Here is a 17,449-nt window from a genome sequence, read left to right as displayed (position 1 = left end):
AAGTGAGAAATTTTTTCCCATGACCGCAAAGCCAAAATTTAATATCGATGAAGTTAAAAGGGCTATCGAAATTGTAGGATCTGCTAATAAACTTGCGGTAGAGATTAAAGTGTCTTCATTGACCGCCTATAGATGGAGAGATGGAAAGTCAGTCCCAAGTCCCGAAAATTGTCTAAAGATTGAGAGAATAACTCGAGGCAAGGTCTTAGCAAAAGATATTAGGCCTGATCTTGATTGGGAAAGAATTCTAGAGGAACTAAGAAATATAGTTTAGGTAGAATAATGAGTAAAGCTAACAATAATGAAGCTCCCTCAATGGAAAACATTAATTTATTAAATTATGTATATAAAATATCTTTGATTCTTGCATGTTGTATATTTATTACTTCGAAAATCTTAGAGATTAATTCTCATAGCAAGGTTTCTCAAGAGTTGCATTATATTCATATGTCTCTTTTACAGCTGATCAGCGATGTTAAGAAAATTAGCGAAGCACAGCAATGGAGAGTAGGTCTTGAGAAGGTAAAATTAGGCAATGAGATTGAAGCATATGACAGAAAGGCTAAAACCCTACAACAAATTGAAAAAGCCAAAAGAGTAGGGGAGGAAAAAGTAAGAGAGGAAATAGGAAAAAAAGAGCTGAGGAGAGAAGAAGAGGGTAGGGGTTAGCAACTAAAGAGAGATAAAATAAAACAGCCCCCTATAAAGGTAGGCTGCTTTATTTAAATAGTTTGAATAAACAGAACTATTACTTCTGATACCCTTATATATCACTAGGCATATAAATGCAACATAATTTTTTAAAAAACATACTTGTTATCCATCACTAAAAATAGGATAATTTTACTAAATTTAACCTTTACAGGCTTTTTGATAGTTACATCAAATACATAAATTAAATAGTTGAGTAGAAAATGAGCACAATAAATAGAAATATTACTTCTTCATCTGATTCAGAAATGAAATTTATCAATCCTAATATGCGTTGCAATTTTGCTCCGATCGATAATTGGTTATGCAAAACAAAAATTAGTAGCAATGCAAAAATGCTCTATGGGAGATTACGTCAGTTTGCGGATGAAAACGGCGTTGCATACCCGAAAATGGATACTTTGGCAAAAGCATGTGGACTTCAAAAAAGAACGGCTGAGAGAGCCTTAAAAGTGCTTAAGGACCACAAATTAATCTATACAGTCAAAAGCAGAATGAGAAAGACAAACTCATATCTATTCTTGTGGCATCCTTGGATGGAAGAAGCTGTAGATCCTAAGGTGGTGGAAGCGGTAGAAAATGATCTATACAAATCAGAAAAATTTAAAAAGCCTAATGTATCATCTACGCCCGTTAATACGACAAATTTGTCGTCAACCCCAAAAACTCATACGACAAATATGTCGTACGTACATACGACAAATTTGTCGTATCTATATAATAGAAGAAAAGAACATATAGAAAAGAACATGTATGTAGGCACACACACGCATTCTGGCAATAACGTTTTTTTAGAAAATCCAGCTAAACGGAGTAGCACAAATTTGGATGAATATAATCCACCAGTGCATAACGAGAATTTTATTGTGGATAATCAAAAGCTTGATGATTGTATAATCGATATTATGTTAAATTAAAATAATTTTTCTTCTAATTTCGCTAAAGCTTTAAAAAGAGATTATTTGTGTGTCAGGTTGCATTTGCTTCATCACTCACGACAAACAAAGCGAAGGAAAGATTTATTATGCGTCATAGGTGAAACTCCCTATATTGTAGATTTAATTTTCTTTAGCCAAGCTGCTCAACTCTCTTATTGCTAGATAAATCCTTTTCTCGATTACGTAGTTTAAAAGCTAAAAGCAATAACGTAATGCCTGATGCTACAAAGTTAGACCCTATCACCAAACCTAACGCTATCAAGCTAATGAAAGGATTAATCCACAGCAACACCTGAATTATGATACCTAAAACTACGGAAATAAGACCATTTAAAGCCAGTAACCACTCATTCTGAATTTCTTGTCGTAATCGTACTGCTGCGTTAATTTCAACAATGCCTGTTGCGATGGACCAAATTGAAATTATTGTCCATAAAAAAACAGCAAGACCCACATAGGCAAGCTGGGGCATAATGAGGGCTACCAAGCCAGCTCCAATGCCGATCAATCCATTCAGGACGAATGTTCCCCACCTCTTTCCCCTGGACAGGCGGTTGATACCCGAAACAAGAGAGAATACACCATCAACTATTGAATAGGTACCGAAGATAATAGTCAGAGTGAGGACAGTAGTGGCGGGCATGCAAATAGCCACCCCACCAAAAAGGATGGAAAGAATACCGCGTAAGGCGAATGCCCACCAGTTAGATTCCAGGGAAGAAAGGTCAACTGAATAAGAAGTATCTTTTAAATTTTTTTCATATTACACCTTCCACTCTAAATTGTAATGGCGTTAGTTATCACTGTCATTGCAGGTATTAGAGAAAGCTACCAACTTTGTTGCTTCTATTTTAGAAAAGTCTCTTATTTTTCTTCAGAAATATTTATATTTGAGTCATTAAGACTAAGTACACAACTTTTAATTTTACCATAAGGGAGCTCTCTTCTAAGCCCTGAAAACTAAAACTTAAAATTATAAATTTTAAATCTATAATTTTAATAAATATAACCAACTCCACATCAGTCTCTCCACGTAAAACTTGGTCTTGTTTTATCGCGTTCTAATTGGGCACAAATTCGATTCCTTGTAAAATCTATTAATAATTATTCGTAGTACTTATTTAGGCTCCTTTTTTTTCCTAAAAGTTCCCTCTTCCATTATGCGTTTAGAAAGATTTCTTCCAAAATAGTAGGTTGAAATTGAGTGACTTCCCATTTTGCTCGCTAGTGGGTCTTGAGTATTGATGGTTAAAGGCGTTTGATAAATAGAATTTCCCCTACCGATTATAACGGTAAAATCAAAAATTTTATTTATATCTTCTAAAAAGCCATCTTCCGGCTTTAAGTCTAACACTTTGTAAAGATGTTCTTTATATTCCTCGTTGAACGCATCCGTTAACAGAGGTTTATAAGGTTCTTTAACAATAATGGACAAGGCATTTTGCAAATGGGCTCGTGTCTCATTGTCTATAATCCTCGCCTCTTCGCCTGCTTTTCGCCGATAATAATGATCTTTTAGCAAATCTTGAAAGGCTTTTAAAAGGTGACCTAAACACCATTTTGTAGTCATTTGGTTCGTGTCAAGGTGATATCCATTTCCTTGGTAATTTTTCGACTCATGGAGAAAAACCTTATTCAAACGATGTTTAGAAATTGCAGATGAAATCTAATCTTTTACAAGAAAATGATTTTGGTATGGCCGACTATTATGAATATTATAGAAAGATTCGACAAGATGAGTACAATTTAATTCTTGATGAATTGAGTAAGTAACTACTGTAAAATAAAAAAGAGAGACAGAAATTTCTGTCTCTCTTTTTTATTTTCGTTAACCTTTTAAGTTATACCAACCTATGGTTAAACCTCTTCGTCGGCATCATTCGGCTTTTTGTTAAGAGTAAAGAAAATCGTAATCCCATTGTCAGGATTATTTTTAATCCATATTTCCCCATCATGTTTTTCTACCACTCTTTTCACAATGGATAGGCCTACCCCACTTCCTCGCTGATACTTCTTTTCTGAATTTAGACGTTTAAAAATTTGAAAGACAAAAGTGTGATATTGGGGCTGTATACCAATTCCATTATCACGAATGAAATACGCCTCTCCCTTTTCCGTAAGCGTTGTGCCGATTTCTATCTTGATTTCCTCAACATTGGTATATTTTAACGCATTCGAAATTAAATTAGTCCAAAGCTCTCTTAAGCGCGCTGCATCGCCATAGACGGGGGGAAAGACTTCTTGAATAAGGATTAAAGGCTTTTTTTCTTCAATGCGCCTGCGTAGGGTATCCATAGCTTCTTGAAGAAGAGTTCTCATATCCAGGTGTGTAAAATTTTGAGTGGTATGCTCTAAACGTGAAAAATCAAGCAAAGATTCAATAAGGTTTTTCATTCTTTCACTAAGACGTATAATGTTATTAGTTTGTTGTAAAATATTATTATTATCCTTATTCTCTATTTCATCTTTTATCATATGGGCATAGAAATTGATTCCTCTTAATGGTTCTTGCAAATCATGGGAAGCCATATACGCAAAAGATTCTAATTCTCGATTGCTGATTGATAAACTAGCATTTAATTCTTTAATAGCCTGTGTTCGCGCAACTAAGACCTCCATTAAGCTATGTCTTAGTTCTTCTACCGCCTTAATTTCAATTTTTTCCCACTCTTCAGAATGGTTTTTTACAGATTCTTGCCATGAAATAAAAGAAGTGCGCGGTACTAAATGCGGTCCCTGGGGACTATTTTCAATCGGGCTATTAGGATAACCAGCCCAATTTACCACCTGAACTAATTCTGGTCTAAACCATAAAATCATATGGTCATGGATAGGGGAAATAGACATTGCTAAGACACCACTTGCTATTGAAGAGTATTCATTAGCTGGTTCAAAAATCTTACTTAAAAAGTGGGTATACCAAATATGGTGTTGTGAGTCATTATGTGAAATTTCATCTTTTATGAAATCGGCCAATTCATCTAACTGATCACTTGTTGGAACAACCCCATGGATAAACCATTGTCCATCTTCTAAAATTGCAACTCCTGAGCTATTAACAAAATGGTATAAATCTTTTTCGTTTACTACCTCTGAAATAAGTTTGTTGGATTCCAATAATTTTTCAACAAGATTAGAAGTTTTTTTTTCTGATTGTTGAATATAAAGATCCGCTTCTATCTTTTGAACTTCTTTTAGCTGTAAAGAGCTTATTTGCGCCAGCACTTCACATCTCGTCCGAATAGGCCACGGAATAATTTTGGGTGTCGGATGATGACAGCTAATTAAGCCCCATAGTTTACCATCAATTATTATGGATAATGTTAACATCATTCCAACCGACATATTCCTTAAATAATCGACGTGCGTAATTGAGACGCCCCGTAAAAAGGCGTGTGTCTGGTCCAACGGTTTTTGAGTATAAGGATTAATGGTGGGCACTATCTCTGATTGTTGAGAAAACAGGTTTGGAATATACCGCACCCAATTTTTCCTAAAAGCTTCCCGAATAGGATGAGGGGTATCTTCGGCGGGGTATCTTAAATGTAAATAGGAAGGCAGGTCATCTCGTTTTACCTCAGCAAAAATCTCGCCTGTGTAATCTTTATGAAATTTAAAGATCATAACTCTGTCAACGCCTGTTAAACTGCGTATTTCAGTCATTAATGTCTGACAAAATGATTTTAATTGATTCTCTTTTAAGATTCGAGTGAAAATACTGTTGACCGTATTAACAATATTTTTTGCCTCTAAGACAAAAGTCTCTTCGGCTTCTAAAATTATTAAATTATCATGATAGTGAGCTAGGAAATCTAAGGAACGACCAGCGAAAAGCATTGTAAAGACATACCGAGGGAATGATTCTATTTTCTTGTCTGAAATAAAATTATAAAGAGATTCAAAATTATTATTTCCTATAACTGTTTGCAAATGGCGTCCGTGTAAAGCGTATGGATCTTCCTCTAACCATTCTTGTGAGTTATTACTAACTTGTAAAATTTCATATGTGTGGGGGTGAATAGCTAATAAGACACCTAAAGGCTGGATATAGCCTAGGGCATGCACCGGTTTAGGATCATCAGTTGTAAGGATAACTTCATTACTTTTGAGTGAATAAGTCGATGAAAAATTCATGTTATACTTTCCTTAAAACAGTTAAACATCCCATTTGCTGCTGATATACAAATATTTTGACCTTACATTTCTCGTGTCAATTCTAAGTTTTAGCAATATTTCTGCCTAAACACTTCATAAACTGATGGTCTCTATCAATAAGCGAGACTAACGAATTCCTTTTATAATTTGTAAATGTAAGAAATTGTTTTAGTTTTGTAAATAGGGATACATAGTACCATAATGGACGTGAATTTCAACCCACGATTTATATTAAATTTTTAATCAGAAATAAAATAAAAAAGCTCCAATAATGGAGCTTTTTAAAATTGTGATAAAAGTGTAGGATTTCTTATACTTGAATAATATGAATTTCTGTCGGGGCTTTTTTACCAATCCAACTATTGGTAGCACGACGAATATTAATTCGAATTTCCTCTTGTAGCGTTTCTAGATTTTGATAACCGTTATGAATGCAAGATTTAATACAGCGCAGGATATCTCGTTCCATACGTTCTTGTTCTTCTCCACCCACGGTTAACCCCAACAGAGTGAGGGTTGGCTCACATTCTAACCCCCCTTCTCTATCAAGAACAAGACTGACAAAAATAGCACCATTCGAAGCTAATTTCCCGCGTTCGCTCAACATGGTACTGACCATAGGGACCATGCGCGAACCATCATATCCTAGACGCCCCGCAGTCACGTAATCCATGATAGTTGGATTATGTTCATCCAGTCGAATGAGCGAGCCATTTTCCGGTACAACAGCCTTCGGTATCCCGCAAGAAAGACCTAGTTTTGCGTGCTCGGTCATGTGACGCAATTCACCATGGACCGGGATTAAAACTTTAGGTTTGATCCATTCGTACATTTGCATAAGCTCATCCCTGGCTGGGTGGCCTGAGACGTGAATATCTTCATCATGAGACGTAATAATACCAACACCTTTGCGGGTGAGATTATTTTGTAGCAAGTTTATTGACCGTTCATTACCGGGAATAACGCGGGATGAAAAGAAGACAACATCCCGATGGTCTAATTTAATAAAGGGATGAGCATCAGCAGCTATTCGTGATAGAGCAGCCCGCGGTTCTCCTTGGGATCCTGTACTGATAATCATTACCTCTTCGGGCGGCAACTTCATTGCTGTATCTTCATCAATAAATGGTGGGATATCTTTTAGGTAACCAACTTTCTGAGCGGCATCAACCATTTTATGCAACGATCGACCAACCAAGCAAACCTTACGACCATGGCTTTTGGCCGTCAGAATGGATGTCTCGACGCGCGCTAGATTTGAGGCAAAGCAAGCTACAATGATGCGCCGGCCTTTTTGAGCGCCGATTTGTTTGAATAATTCATCACGCACAGTTTCTTCTGATCCTGCGGTTCCTTTTGTAAAGACATTGGTGGAATCACAAACGAGGGCTAAAATCCCCTGCTCTCCCCAATCCATTAGACGGTCTGTATCTGTCGCTTCGCCGACGAGGGGGGCGGGATCAATTTTCCAATCCCCTGTATGCATCACAGTTCCCAGTGGTGTGGCAATGGCTAAGGCATTTGGCTCGGGAATTGAATGGGTAAGCGTAATATATTCGACTAAGAATTTTCCAATCTTTAATTCCCCTGATAAGGGTACTTCAATGATTTTAACTTCTTTGCTCCAGGGGAGTTCTTTAATTTTCTGACGGACAATTTCAGCCGTAAATTTTGTTGCATAAATAGGGCATCTTAATAACGGCCATAAATAAGGAATCGCCCCAATATGGTCTTCATGGGCATGGGTTAGAACAAGTCCAACTAAATGTTCGCGATGGGTTACGATAAATTCGGGATCAGGGGTAATGACGTCAATACCAAAGCGATCTCCAAAGGTAACCCCCAAATCCACCATCAGCCATTGACCATCATGGCCGTACAGGTTTAGGTTCATCCCGATTTCACCGGAGCCCCCAAGTGGTAAAAACCAAAAATCATTTTTTCCAGGTATATGAGTCATTCTAAATTCAATCTAAACATTCTTTTTTATAAATATAGTGTGATTATGACAATAATGAAAGGATTGAGTTAAGTTATCTAACATACTTCTGCATAAGCTAGCCTAGCAGATGGGATAGAATTAGATGATTAATAGTTATTTAAGCTTTATGTCCTATATTTTTTAGTGAAAAACTTCTGGAGGTAATAATGTTAAAGATTACAATAGCATCCTTTTTGGCAATAGTACTTCTTTCCGGGTGCGCTAATCAAGCAGGGGGTATTACGAAGCAGCAAGGTGGCACTTTCTTGGGGGGTGCAACTGGGGCTTTGATTGGTTCTCAATTTGGTAGTGGTTCGGGGCGAATTGTCGGTGCCGGTATTGGTGGGGTTATTGGTGCGCTTGCAGGATCCGAGATTGGAAAATCTATGGATCAGAAAGATTATAATGAACCCCGCTATCGCGAAAGACGCTATGAGGGCGATGGCTACCCTGAAGATCGTTACGTCGAGCGTCGCGAATCACGGCCCTATTATTATTACGCAGACTAGCCTTACTTCCAAGCTTAACACTTTTGAGAAGTACTCTTTACTGATAAAATAAACAGGACACCTATAAAGGTGCCCTGTTCGTTAATTCTATTGAAAGCTTGAGAATTAATAGCCTTCGCGTTCCAAACGTTTACGCATTAACTTGCGAAAACGGCGGACAGCTTCAGCTTTCTCACGTGCTTTTTTAATGGATGGCTTTTCAAAGTGACGGCGCATCTTCATCTCGCGATAAATGCCTTCACGTTGCATCTTCTTTTTTAGAACACGCAAAGCTTGATCCACGTTATTTTCACGAACTGTAACTTCCACTAAAATCAACTCCTTTCTATTTTAAAATATGCAATTACTTGCATTATACAATATATACTCATTAGGCGTTAAAAACCAGGAATTTTAAGCCAAAAATTTAAGCAAAATATTGATCGCAAAATTGTGGTTTTTATCTCGCTCGATAGCCAAAAACCAGGGAAACCACGAATAAAACCAAAAAAACTAGGAACAATATTTTTGCAATATCGACGGCTGCACCTGCAATACCGGTGAATCCGAGAACACCTGCAACCATTGCTATAATGAAAAAGATGACCGCATAGTTTAACATTTTTTCCTCCTCCTGATAGGTGGGCCATTAAAAAATATAGATCGATAACATAATAAACCAAAGATTTGAGGAGGAATAATAGAAATATTCATCCTATTTATCTTAATTTAATAAATCCTTCGGTATGATGCACTCTATTACAACCTAGGAGAAAGCATTGTTATGAAGTTACCTTTATTGTTCGTCATGGTAATATCAAGTAATTTATGGGCCCAAGATCTTCCCATAACTGAGGTGTTACCATCTCAAGCCAAACAAGTGGATTATATTCAAAGTTCAAAGGAGGAATTTGTCGCTCAGCAAAAGGAAATGATTGAGGGCAAAAAGTTAAAATTATGGGGTATTGCTCTATTTTCAGGGACTGATCTTTTCAGTTATGGCATTAAGATTGTGACGGAAAGTAAATGGTCGCATGTGGGAATGGTTTTAATTGATGAAGCAGAGCAAAAGTACTCATATGAATCGACGGGGTCGGCTGAAGAGATTTTATATCAAGGTGTGTTGCCGCAAGTACAGATTCGTTTATGGGAAGATGTTGTTAAGGGATATGAAGGCAAAATCTCAACCCGGCAGTTTAAGTTTACCGATGCGATGCGCAATGACCTGAGCATGACCCAACCCTATGTTTATAATAGGATTGGGCTATCTTATGAAAAAAAATTGGATGAATTGCTAAAAGCTGTTGTCAGAGCTAATAAGAAAGCTGGTGTTAACTCTGTTTTCTGTTCGGAAGAAGTTGCCCATTTTCTAATTCACCTTAATTATCTAACCCAGGAGCGCCTTGAGGATAATTATCTCCCTAAGGATTTCTCGCAAAAAGAATTTATTCCTTTGGTCGGATGCAGCTTGAATAAAGAAGTTAGTATTAAAACATCCGATAAGAGTAATTGCTGTATTATTTTTTAAGCCAAAAATTTTAAAGGATCAACCAGCATAAAGGGAGGAATGATTCGGCCGAAACCAAGGACTTTTTCGGTTGGTTCATCCTCTTCCATAACTACATTGAGATCAATTTTGATTTCTTTAATGGTATGCTTTATCAACGATTCAATACGTTTTAGCTTTTTATCTTCCGTTTTTGTCACAAACATAATAGCATTACCATTTTTACCGGCGCGACCGGTACGACCAATCCGATGAACATAGTCTTCCTCATGAATTGGAACATCAAAGTTCACAACCAAAGTAATGCCTGAAACATCGATACCTCTGGCCGCTACATCTGTGGTGACCAAAATTCTATAGTTACCTTTTCTAAAGTTCTCTAAGGTTTCATTTCTTGAGCGTTGATCCATATCGCCATGCAACGCTTGGGCAGAAAATTTGTGACGCTGGAGTGATTTTGTTAAAATATCGACATCCTTTTTGCGGTTACAAAAAACGACGGTTGGGTCAATGGAAGGGTTGCTTTTCAATACTTTACGTAAAGCTATTCGCTTTTCCATCTCATTCAACCGAACAATAGATTGTTCAATGGTTTCTGCTGTTTTTGCTGATCTGGAAATTTTAATTTCACACGGCTGGAGCTGATAAGACTGAGAAATCCGCTTAACTTCTGGAGATAATGTCGCACTAAACATCAATGTTTGGCGTAATTTAGGCATATAAGCTAAGATTTTATCTACATCCGGCATAAAGCCCATATCGAGCATACGATCAGCTTCATCAATAACAACAACTTTAATGTTGGTGAGAATCAATTTGCCGCGCTCAAATAAATCAATTAAGCGTCCCGGTGTTGCAATCAGGATATCAACACCCCGCTTTAAAATACGTTCTTGAATAGAAATAATCTCACCCCCAACAATGGAGATCGCTTTTAAACCAGTTCCGGCACTATAGCTAACAAAATTATCATAAACTTGGGTTGCAAGTTCCCGAGTGGGAATCAAAATTACAGCCGAAGGCATACGATGCCGTGCTCTTGAATGCTTAAGGGTTTCAATTGTGGGCAAGAGAAAAGCTGCAGTCTTCCCTGTTCCAGTTTGGGCACAGGCCAAAATATCTTTTCCTTGAAGAGCCAGGGGAATAGCTTGACTTTGAATAGGTGTTGGTACGTCGTATCCTAGTTTAGCAACAGTGTCGGCTAATTCTTGCGTCAGCCCGATTTCAGAAAAACTCATACAGTAAACTCATTAAAATTAAACGCTGCTCATGGCATACATACACCTCAGCGTTATCATATACTTAGTTATTTTTTGTCAATTATCAAGGAAATAACACAAAGATGAAAGAGAAAAATTTATAATGTATGCATTACCGCCCTTTTTATTGACCGGAATACCAGGTATGCTGTCTAAAAAGATTTGAAGAAAACAGGCTTATTCCATGAAAGTTTTTATTTCTGCAGCAGAACCATCTGGCGACATTATTGCTGCTGAGGTTATGGATTATTTACCACAAGGAATCACTTATATTGGCATTGGTGGTATAGAAATGCAGAAACGGGAGCTGGAAAGCTTGTTCCCCATGGAAGAGCTTAGCGTTATGGGCTTTCTAGAGATCATTCCGCGCTTATTCACTATCTTAAAGAGAATTCGTGAAACCGCAGACTTTATTATTAAAGAACAACCCGATGTTATTCTAACCGTTGATGCTTATAGTTTTCACAGTCGGCTTGCAACTCGGTTAAGAAAAATGGGCTATAAAGGTCGGCTATGTCATTATGTTCCACCCGCGGTGTGGGCCTGGAAAGAAAAGCGCGCTCAAACTTTAGCACAACTCTATAATGAGGTGTATTGTATTTTCCCTTTTGAGCCACCCTATTTCCAATCTCACGGAATTCATGCAGAATTTGTTGGTCATCCAGCCGCCTTTCGAGTATATCAAAAAGACCCAACGCTCAGAGAACGCTATAATTTATCTGCTGCGCCTATTTTTATGCTATTGCCCGGCAGTAGGATCCAAGAAATTGATAAACTTTATGAGGTATTCTTAAAAACATGCCAAATTCTCAAAGAAACCCATCCAAATTTACAGCTAGTCGTTCCAACTTTGCCCCACCTTGCAAGTAAAATTGAAAAAATTAGCAGCCATCATGATCTCAACGTTACGGTCATGACAGACACTCAAGACCGATTTGCCTGTTTTCAGGAAGCTCAGGCTGCACTTGCGGCAAGCGGCACGGTGGCAATGGAGCTTGCCTTAAACAAAGTTCCCTGCGTGATCGGTTATAAAACCTCTGCCCTCACCTGCTTCCTTGTCCGACAATTTGTGAAAGTCAAATATGCAACCGTTTTGAATATTATGGCAGATAGAGAAGTGATTTTAGAGTTTCTTCAAGATCGGTGCACCCCTGAAAATCTTGCCGCAGCCCTTATTCCATGCCTTGAAAAACAAGATCGCGCTCGGTTAGTGGCTGAAATAGAAACTTATACCAATACTCTAAAAGATCCGAGGGGGCAAAAACCTCAAGAAATTGTTGCAAAACGTTTAGAATTTGGCCCTTAAGGGGGGATTAAACCATAGATGATTAAGCCGCTGGATTGGACCGGGCGTATTTCAAAATAATAATACCCACGATGGCGGAGAGAAAAGATCCAAGCATCACGCCTAATTTCATTTGATTAATATGGGTATTATCCTCAAAAGATAAGACGCCGATGAACAAACTAAAAGTAAAGCCGATACCTGTAAGCACTGAAATTCCATAAAACATTTTCCAGCTGATATTAAAAGGCAGTTTGCATAGATTAAGTTTTGCTCCAATATAAGCAAACGTCATCACACCAAGTTGCTTACCAATAAATAATCCAAACAAAATCCCTGTCGTAATGGGCGCAAAAAAATCACCCAGAGAAATTTCATGAAAAGCAATTTCACTATTGAGAAACGCAAAGAGCGGCAAAACAGTGAGAGCTACGAAAGGGTGTAAATGGTGCTCTAGACGTTTTAAAGGTGATTGAGATTCCTCGGCTTCAGGGTGTGTGCGTACAGGAATAAAGCTTCCCAAAATAACGCCTGCAAGGGTGCCATGAATGCCCGTTTCTGTTAACCCTACCCATAAAATTATACCTATCATACTGTAAGGCCAAAGTTTGGCAAAATTACTCTTATTTAGGACAGCGAGAGCAAGTACGCAAATAATTGAAATGAGTAAGGGAACTAATTGGATGAAGGGTGTATAAAACAATGCTAAAATTAAAACGGCTATAACATCATCTATAATTGAAAAGGCCACCACAAATAAGCGAACTGAGGCAGCAACATTCGGAATAAAGATGGCCAATATTGCTAAAATAAAAGCTGTATCCGTTGCAATGGGGACAGCCCACCCCCTCATAAAATTTTCATTTGGCGTTGCGATTAGCAAATAAATAGCAATAGGAACGATAACACCACCAATAGCGCAAATGAGAGGTAATCTTAAGGATTTAAGAGAGCTATAGTCCCCTTCTGTGCAATGATATTTTGCTTCTAACGTTAAAATAAGAAAAAATAAGGCCATTAAGCCATCATTAACCCATTTCAGTAAAGATTTAGATAATGTAAACTTTCCAATCGACAGCCCGATTGGGAGTTTTGCAAGCGCTTGATACTCATCATAGAGATCAGTGTTGCTTACCCATAAGGCTAAAACCATGCTAATGAATAATAGAATTCCTGATAGAACTTCTAGATTAATAAAGGAGTCAATCCGTTTTTTCACCCCAAAATACCACAGTATAAATAATTGATATTTCTAATGGTATCACAATGACAAAGAGATATAAAAAATTTTATGCAAATTTTTATGTCTTTTCAGGATGGGGGTGGGATGAGACGGGGTATGGATTACCAGCGGACTAAAGCTGATCCCCAGGTTAATCCCCCACCCATTGCTTCGAATACTAAAAGGTCGCCCTTTTTGATGCGCCCATCTGTTACAGCTGTGTGCAAAGCCAGTGGAATTGAAGCAGCCGATGTATTGCCGTGAGTATCTATTGTGATGACAACCTTTTCAGAAGGAAGCTTTAAATGGTCTGCTAGGGACGATATAATCCGATAGTTCGCTTGATGCGGTACAAACCAATCAATATCTTCCTTGGATAAGTTATTATGGGTTAATGCTTCCTGAATAGCGGCGCCCAGTTTTTCAACGGCAAGCTTAAAAATCTCACGACCAGCCATGTACATATAGCCAAACTCGCCGGAGCCAGGTCCACCTTTAACATACAATAGGTCCTTATAACTACCATCAGAGAATAAATGGGTGGATAAGATGCCTCGCCCGTCTTGTTCAGTAGCAGCTGTTAAAATTACTGCCCCTGCCCCGTCACCAAAAATAACAGCCGTACTGCGATCTTGAGGATCAACAAGACGGGACATGGTTTCTGCACCCACCACCAGGGCTGTTTTTACTTGGCCTGATTTAATCATGCTGTCAGCGACAGACAATGCATACAGAAAACCACTACAAACTGCCTGAACATCAAAGGCAAAAGCTTTGGTCGCCCCGATTTTATGTTGAATAATAGTTGCTGTTGAAGGAAATGTGTGGTCGGCTGTTGTAGTGGCCACGACAATAAGGTCAATTTCATCAGCAGCCATGTTGGCTGTTTTTAAGGCATCCTTGCAGGCCTTTGCCCCTAAATCAGAGGTCATCTCACCCTCAACAACAAACCGCCGTTCTTTGATGCCTACTCTTGTTGTAATCCATTCATCTGTGGTTGAGATTTGCTGTGCCAAATCTGCATTTGTTACCACACGTTCAGGTAGATAACCACCTGTACTGACAATAATTGAATGGGGAGACATTGAGTATCCTATATTTCTTTGATTTTTGCTTCAATTTCTTCACCAAAGTTTAAGCTATGCGACTCTTTGGCAAGATTGAAAGCGACATTGATAGCGTTGGCAAATGCAATAGCATCAGCCCCACCGTGACTTTTAACAGCAATTCCCCGTAAACCTAAAAATACCGCACCATTGTATTTACGAGGATCTAGACGAGACTTAATATCCTTGAATGTAGATCGGCCCACAAGGTAACTTAATTTGCCAAGGAGTGATGAACGCATTGTCTCTTTGATTATCCCAAAGATAAAATGAGCTGCTCCCTCCAAGGTTTTTAAAGCGACATTGCCCGTGAATCCATCGGTTACAATAACATCGGCAATGCCGTGATTAACGTCATCCCCTTCAATAAAACCAATATAATTCATGCTTGGGACTTCTTTTAATAACATAGAGGCTTGCTGGACAATTGCATGGCCTTTAACTTCTTCTGTACCGACATTTAATAGACCAATTTTGGGATGTTTTATGTCGAGCACGCGCTGCGCCATGACTTCTCCCATGATGGCAAACTGAACCAGGTTCTCTGTGGTACACTCAAGGTTTGCACCCATATCTAAGGCAATGCACAATCCATTAATGGTGGGAAGTAAGGCTGAAATTGCAGGACGGTCAATACCTTCAAGAGTCCGCAATATAATCTTAGACAAAGCCATATAAGCACCAGTATTGCCTGCCGAAACAACAGCATCAGCTTGGCCATTAGCCACAGCCTCAATGGCTTTACGCATGCTTGAATCTTTTAAACCTCTGATGGCATTGACAGGCTTCGTGTCATTCGTCACAACTTCTGAACAATGATGAATGTGAGATCTTTTTTCAAGAAGAGGAAAATTCCGGAGATGATCAAGAATGATAGACTTGTCGCCAAACAGAAGGAATTCTATGTCCGGTGCTGAGGCAAGAATTTGCGCCGCACCTTCAATAACTATTAGAGGGGCGTTATCGCCCCCCATAACATCCAGGGAAAGTCTAGTTGTCATCGATCACTCCCGTGAGACAGGAATTATTCAGCTGATTGATTGTCTTCGACAGCGGCTGCTTGGCTGATGACTTGACGACCATTATAGTGTCCACAGGATGGGCAAATGTGATGGGGAAGTTTACGGGACCCGCAACTAGAGCATTCGTTAACATTCACAGGCGTAAGAGCATGATGTGAACGACGCATGTTACGACGTGATTGGGATGTTTTTTTCTTTGGAACTGCCATTTTAAATAGACCTCAAATTTATTCGCACAAAAAATACCTTACCAATTTTCTATCTTATTTTAGTTAAAAGAGCAAGCATAAAACAAAAACTTATAAAAAAAACTCTGGGTGGGGTCAGCGTTTTCTGCCCTCTGCCGACTTAGTCTGATTCTGTAAGATCTTGATCTTGTGTGGATTCTGCTGGAGGCGTTGGTTTTTGATCATGATCTGGGCACGCAACAGCCGCCGACAAAAGAGCAAATAATGAAAGAATTGATAGAAAAATGTTCTTCATTTTTTTTCTCCAAAAATTATTGTCTAGAGTTATTTCTAGTTACCATCATATCTTTTCTATTTTTTTTAGCAATAAAGATTCTAAGTTCTGTAGAAAGAAGTGGGGAAACCTTCATTTATTAACTCTTGAATAATTTGCTGAGAATGGTCTCGGCCTCGAGTTTCGATCGTGACTTCCAACACTGTCATCTTAGAGGAATAGTTTGTAAAATGCCGCTGATGGATCAGCTCAAAAATATTACCGCCTAGATGGCCGATAATTCCGGTAACCTTAGCGAGAGTGCCGGCGGTATCAGGAATTTTAATTTTGATGCGAATAAATTTTTCTTGCCGGACCAAGCTATGCATAATAAGCGATGAAAAAACTCGAGAATCAATATTGCCGCCGCAGACAATAATTCCAACTGTTTTGCCGTAAAATAAATCGGGATTCTTGATCAAAGCCGCAACAGCCGCCGCCCCTGCCCCCTCTGCCACAACCTTGGCACCCATGGCAAGTGCATCGACGGCATCCTCAATTTCCGTATCCTCTACGGCTAAAATATCGGTCAAATGAGTCTTTAATATCTCACGAGTAATCATGCCGGGGTTTTTGACTGCAATCCCTTCCGCTAAGGGCAGGCTACTGGAATCAGGCGGCATGAACCACCGTTCGGGATAAAGGGTATGGATCATGGCGGGACAAGCTGTGGATTGTACGCCGTAAATTTTTATATTGGGATTTAAGGCCTTAGCGGCAATAGAACAGCCTGAGGCTAACCCCCCACCCCCTACGGGAATAATTAATGTATCGATATCAGGGCGATCTTCTAGCATTTCCAGTGCAACCGTGCCCTGCCCGGTGATAATGTCTTCATCGTCATAAGGATGAATAAGAGTCAGGCCTTTTTCTACAAATTCAAGGGCCGTCAGTTCTGACTCGGCCAAATTGGATCCTGAGAGAACGACGATAGCACCTAAATTTCGTGTTCTTTCAACTTTGGCAATAGGTGTGGATTCGGGCATAATGATTGTTGCTGGAATTCCCATTCGTTGAGCATGAAATGCCACGCCTTGAGCATGATTACCCGCAGACATAGCGACAATGCCTTTATCCTTTTGTTCAGGCGTCAGATTAAGCATTTTAATCAAAGCACCCCGTGGCTTGAAGGAAGACGTATATTGAAGATTTTCAAGCTTTAGATAGACAGTCCCTCTAATTTTCTTGCTTAGCCAAGGTGCTGGAACAATTGGAGTGCGAAAAAGAACGTCCTGCATTTTTTGGGCGGCGAGTTTAATATTGTTAATATTCAT

Annotated in this window: 19 protein-coding genes; 6 read left to right on the top strand and 13 right to left on the bottom strand. The window is 38.9% G+C overall.

The features are described from left to right. The first annotated feature begins 19 nt into the window (after positions 1 to 19). The 3 genes from ID47_RS02635 to ID47_RS02625 all read left to right on the top strand — a co-directional run bounded on the left by ID47_RS02635 (position 20) and on the right by ID47_RS02625 (position 1,628). Positions 20 to 274, top strand: coding sequence for a transcriptional regulator (locus tag ID47_RS02635; RefSeq protein ID WP_051908472.1), 255 nt, complete (start codon positions 20 to 22; stop codon positions 272 to 274). A gap of 41 nt (positions 275 to 315) precedes the next feature. Then, on the top strand, positions 316 to 669 hold the full coding sequence (locus tag ID47_RS02630) for a hypothetical protein (RefSeq protein ID WP_232223257.1): 354 nt from the start codon (positions 316 to 318) through the stop codon (positions 667 to 669). A gap of 245 nt (positions 670 to 914) precedes the next feature. Continuing rightward, entirely contained in the window at positions 915 to 1,628 is a 714-nt protein-coding gene (locus ID47_RS02625) for a helix-turn-helix domain-containing protein (RefSeq protein ID WP_084675870.1), read from the top strand. Between the two features lie 151 nt (positions 1,629 to 1,779). Here ID47_RS02625 and ID47_RS12275 read toward each other — a convergent pair whose 3' ends face one another. The 4 genes from ID47_RS12275 to ID47_RS02605 form a co-directional block, all read right to left on the bottom strand. Next, positions 1,780 to 2,328: an HdeD family acid-resistance protein gene (locus tag ID47_RS12275; RefSeq protein ID WP_269516759.1), complete on the bottom strand. Its 549-nt coding sequence runs from the start codon at positions 2,326 to 2,328 to the stop codon at positions 1,780 to 1,782. Between the two features lie 438 nt (positions 2,329 to 2,766). Beyond that, complete coding sequence (locus tag ID47_RS02615) at positions 2,767 to 3,288, bottom strand: hypothetical protein (RefSeq protein ID WP_232223256.1); 522 nt, start codon at positions 3,286 to 3,288, stop codon at positions 2,767 to 2,769. Positions 3,289 to 3,506: 218 nt separating this feature from the next. Next, positions 3,507 to 5,783 carry an ATP-binding protein gene (locus ID47_RS02610; RefSeq protein ID WP_038463518.1) on the bottom strand — a complete coding sequence of 759 codons (2,277 nt, stop codon included), beginning with the start codon at positions 5,781 to 5,783 and terminating at the stop codon, positions 3,507 to 3,509. 331 nt (positions 5,784 to 6,114) lie between these two features. Then, entirely contained in the window at positions 6,115 to 7,764 is a 1,650-nt protein-coding gene (locus tag ID47_RS02605; RefSeq protein WP_038463516.1) for a ribonuclease J, read from the bottom strand. A gap of 188 nt (positions 7,765 to 7,952) precedes the next feature. On the opposite strand from ID47_RS02605, the gene ID47_RS02600 reads away from it, so the two are divergent. Continuing rightward, positions 7,953 to 8,294, top strand: coding sequence for a glycine zipper 2TM domain-containing protein (locus ID47_RS02600; protein WP_051908468.1), 342 nt, complete (start codon positions 7,953 to 7,955; stop codon positions 8,292 to 8,294). Between the two features lie 105 nt (positions 8,295 to 8,399). On the opposite strand, the gene rpsU is transcribed toward ID47_RS02600, so the two are convergent. Both rpsU and ID47_RS12270 read right to left on the bottom strand, forming a co-directional pair. Beyond that, positions 8,400 to 8,603: a 30S ribosomal protein S21 gene (rpsU, locus tag ID47_RS02595; protein WP_038463514.1), complete on the bottom strand. Its 204-nt coding sequence runs from the start codon at positions 8,601 to 8,603 to the stop codon at positions 8,400 to 8,402. Between the two features lie 130 nt (positions 8,604 to 8,733). Then, on the bottom strand, positions 8,734 to 8,895 hold the full coding sequence (locus ID47_RS12270) for a DUF1328 domain-containing protein (protein ID WP_038463512.1): 162 nt from the start codon (positions 8,893 to 8,895) through the stop codon (positions 8,734 to 8,736). Between the two features lie 162 nt (positions 8,896 to 9,057). Between ID47_RS12270 and ID47_RS02585 the strand changes: the two genes are divergently transcribed. Next, entirely contained in the window at positions 9,058 to 9,801 is a 744-nt protein-coding gene (locus tag ID47_RS02585) for a hypothetical protein (RefSeq protein WP_038463510.1), read from the top strand. Here the strand turns inward: ID47_RS02585 and ID47_RS02580 are convergent. Further along, the gene (locus ID47_RS02580) at positions 9,798 to 11,018 is read right to left on the bottom strand and encodes a DEAD/DEAH box helicase (protein WP_038463508.1); all 1,221 of its coding nucleotides are present in this window, start codon (positions 11,016 to 11,018) and stop codon (positions 9,798 to 9,800) included. The two genes, ID47_RS02585 and ID47_RS02580, sit on opposite strands and share 4 nt — an antisense overlap. A gap of 205 nt (positions 11,019 to 11,223) precedes the next feature. On the opposite strand from ID47_RS02580, the gene lpxB reads away from it, so the two are divergent. Beyond that, entirely contained in the window at positions 11,224 to 12,345 is a 1,122-nt protein-coding gene (lpxB, locus tag ID47_RS02575) for a lipid-A-disaccharide synthase (protein ID WP_038463507.1), read from the top strand. Between the two features lie 22 nt (positions 12,346 to 12,367). Here lpxB and nhaA read toward each other — a convergent pair whose 3' ends face one another. The 6 genes from nhaA to ID47_RS02555 all read right to left on the bottom strand — a co-directional run bounded on the left by nhaA (position 12,368) and on the right by ID47_RS02555 (position 17,449). Further along, positions 12,368 to 13,543 (bottom strand): Na+/H+ antiporter NhaA, encoded by a 1,176-nt coding sequence (nhaA, locus tag ID47_RS02570; protein WP_038463504.1) that lies wholly within the window; start codon positions 13,541 to 13,543, stop codon positions 12,368 to 12,370. 125 nt (positions 13,544 to 13,668) lie between these two features. Next, positions 13,669 to 14,631: a beta-ketoacyl-ACP synthase III gene (locus ID47_RS02565; RefSeq protein ID WP_038463502.1), complete on the bottom strand. Its 963-nt coding sequence runs from the start codon at positions 14,629 to 14,631 to the stop codon at positions 13,669 to 13,671. An 8-nt stretch (positions 14,632 to 14,639) separates the two neighbouring features. Then, positions 14,640 to 15,653, bottom strand: a complete 1,014-nt coding sequence (plsX, locus tag ID47_RS02560) for a phosphate acyltransferase PlsX (protein ID WP_038463500.1) — start codon at positions 15,651 to 15,653, stop codon at positions 14,640 to 14,642. A gap of 23 nt (positions 15,654 to 15,676) precedes the next feature. Next, a complete protein-coding gene (gene rpmF, locus ID47_RS12265; protein WP_075261548.1) occupies positions 15,677 to 15,883 on the bottom strand; it encodes a 50S ribosomal protein L32 in 207 nt (68 codons plus the stop codon). Positions 15,884 to 16,022: 139 nt separating this feature from the next. Further along, a complete protein-coding gene (locus tag ID47_RS13625) occupies positions 16,023 to 16,157 on the bottom strand; it encodes a hypothetical protein (protein ID WP_269516667.1) in 135 nt (44 codons plus the stop codon). A gap of 80 nt (positions 16,158 to 16,237) precedes the next feature. Then, positions 16,238 to 17,449 carry a threonine ammonia-lyase gene (locus tag ID47_RS02555; RefSeq protein WP_038463498.1) on the bottom strand — a complete coding sequence of 404 codons (1,212 nt, stop codon included), beginning with the start codon at positions 17,447 to 17,449 and terminating at the stop codon, positions 16,238 to 16,240.

This window comes from Candidatus Paracaedibacter acanthamoebae, from assembly GCF_000742835.1.
GTDB classification, from domain to species: Bacteria; Pseudomonadota; Alphaproteobacteria; order Paracaedibacterales; family Paracaedibacteraceae; genus Paracaedibacter; species Paracaedibacter acanthamoebae.
This window is presented reverse-complemented; position numbering and strand designations above follow the sequence as displayed.

What these genes read in the sequence shown, in the direction of transcription:
- ID47_RS02580 (WP_038463508.1), bottom strand. Translation starts at nt 11,018, where the DNA reads ATGAGTTTTTCTGAAATCGGGCTGACGCAAGAATTAGCCGACACTGTT.
- ID47_RS02585 (WP_038463510.1), top strand. Translation starts at nt 9,058, where the DNA reads ATGAAGTTACCTTTATTGTTCGTCATGGTAATATCAAGTAATTTATGG.
- rpmF (WP_075261548.1), bottom strand. Translation starts at nt 15,883, where the DNA reads ATGGCAGTTCCAAAGAAAAAAACATCCCAATCACGTCGTAACATGCGT.
- ID47_RS02605 (WP_038463516.1), bottom strand. Translation starts at nt 7,764, where the DNA reads ATGACTCATATACCTGGAAAAAATGATTTTTGGTTTTTACCACTTGGG.
- ID47_RS13625 (WP_269516667.1), bottom strand. Translation starts at nt 16,157, where the DNA reads ATGAAGAACATTTTTCTATCAATTCTTTCATTATTTGCTCTTTTGTCG.
- plsX (WP_038463500.1), bottom strand. Translation starts at nt 15,653, where the DNA reads ATGACAACTAGACTTTCCCTGGATGTTATGGGGGGCGATAACGCCCCT.
- ID47_RS12270 (WP_038463512.1), bottom strand. Translation starts at nt 8,895, where the DNA reads ATGTTAAACTATGCGGTCATCTTTTTCATTATAGCAATGGTTGCAGGT.
- ID47_RS02600 (WP_051908468.1), top strand. Translation starts at nt 7,953, where the DNA reads ATGTTAAAGATTACAATAGCATCCTTTTTGGCAATAGTACTTCTTTCC.
- ID47_RS02565 (WP_038463502.1), bottom strand. Translation starts at nt 14,631, where the DNA reads ATGTCTCCCCATTCAATTATTGTCAGTACAGGTGGTTATCTACCTGAA.
- lpxB (WP_038463507.1), top strand. Translation starts at nt 11,224, where the DNA reads ATGAAAGTTTTTATTTCTGCAGCAGAACCATCTGGCGACATTATTGCT.
- ID47_RS02610 (WP_038463518.1), bottom strand. Translation starts at nt 5,783, where the DNA reads ATGAATTTTTCATCGACTTATTCACTCAAAAGTAATGAAGTTATCCTT.
- ID47_RS02555 (WP_038463498.1), bottom strand. Translation starts at nt 17,449, where the DNA reads ATGAATATTAACAATATTAAACTCGCCGCCCAAAAAATGCAGGACGTT.
- ID47_RS02635 (WP_051908472.1), top strand. Translation starts at nt 20, where the DNA reads ATGACCGCAAAGCCAAAATTTAATATCGATGAAGTTAAAAGGGCTATC.
- ID47_RS02630 (WP_232223257.1), top strand. Translation starts at nt 316, where the DNA reads ATGGAAAACATTAATTTATTAAATTATGTATATAAAATATCTTTGATT.
- ID47_RS02625 (WP_084675870.1), top strand. Translation starts at nt 915, where the DNA reads ATGAGCACAATAAATAGAAATATTACTTCTTCATCTGATTCAGAAATG.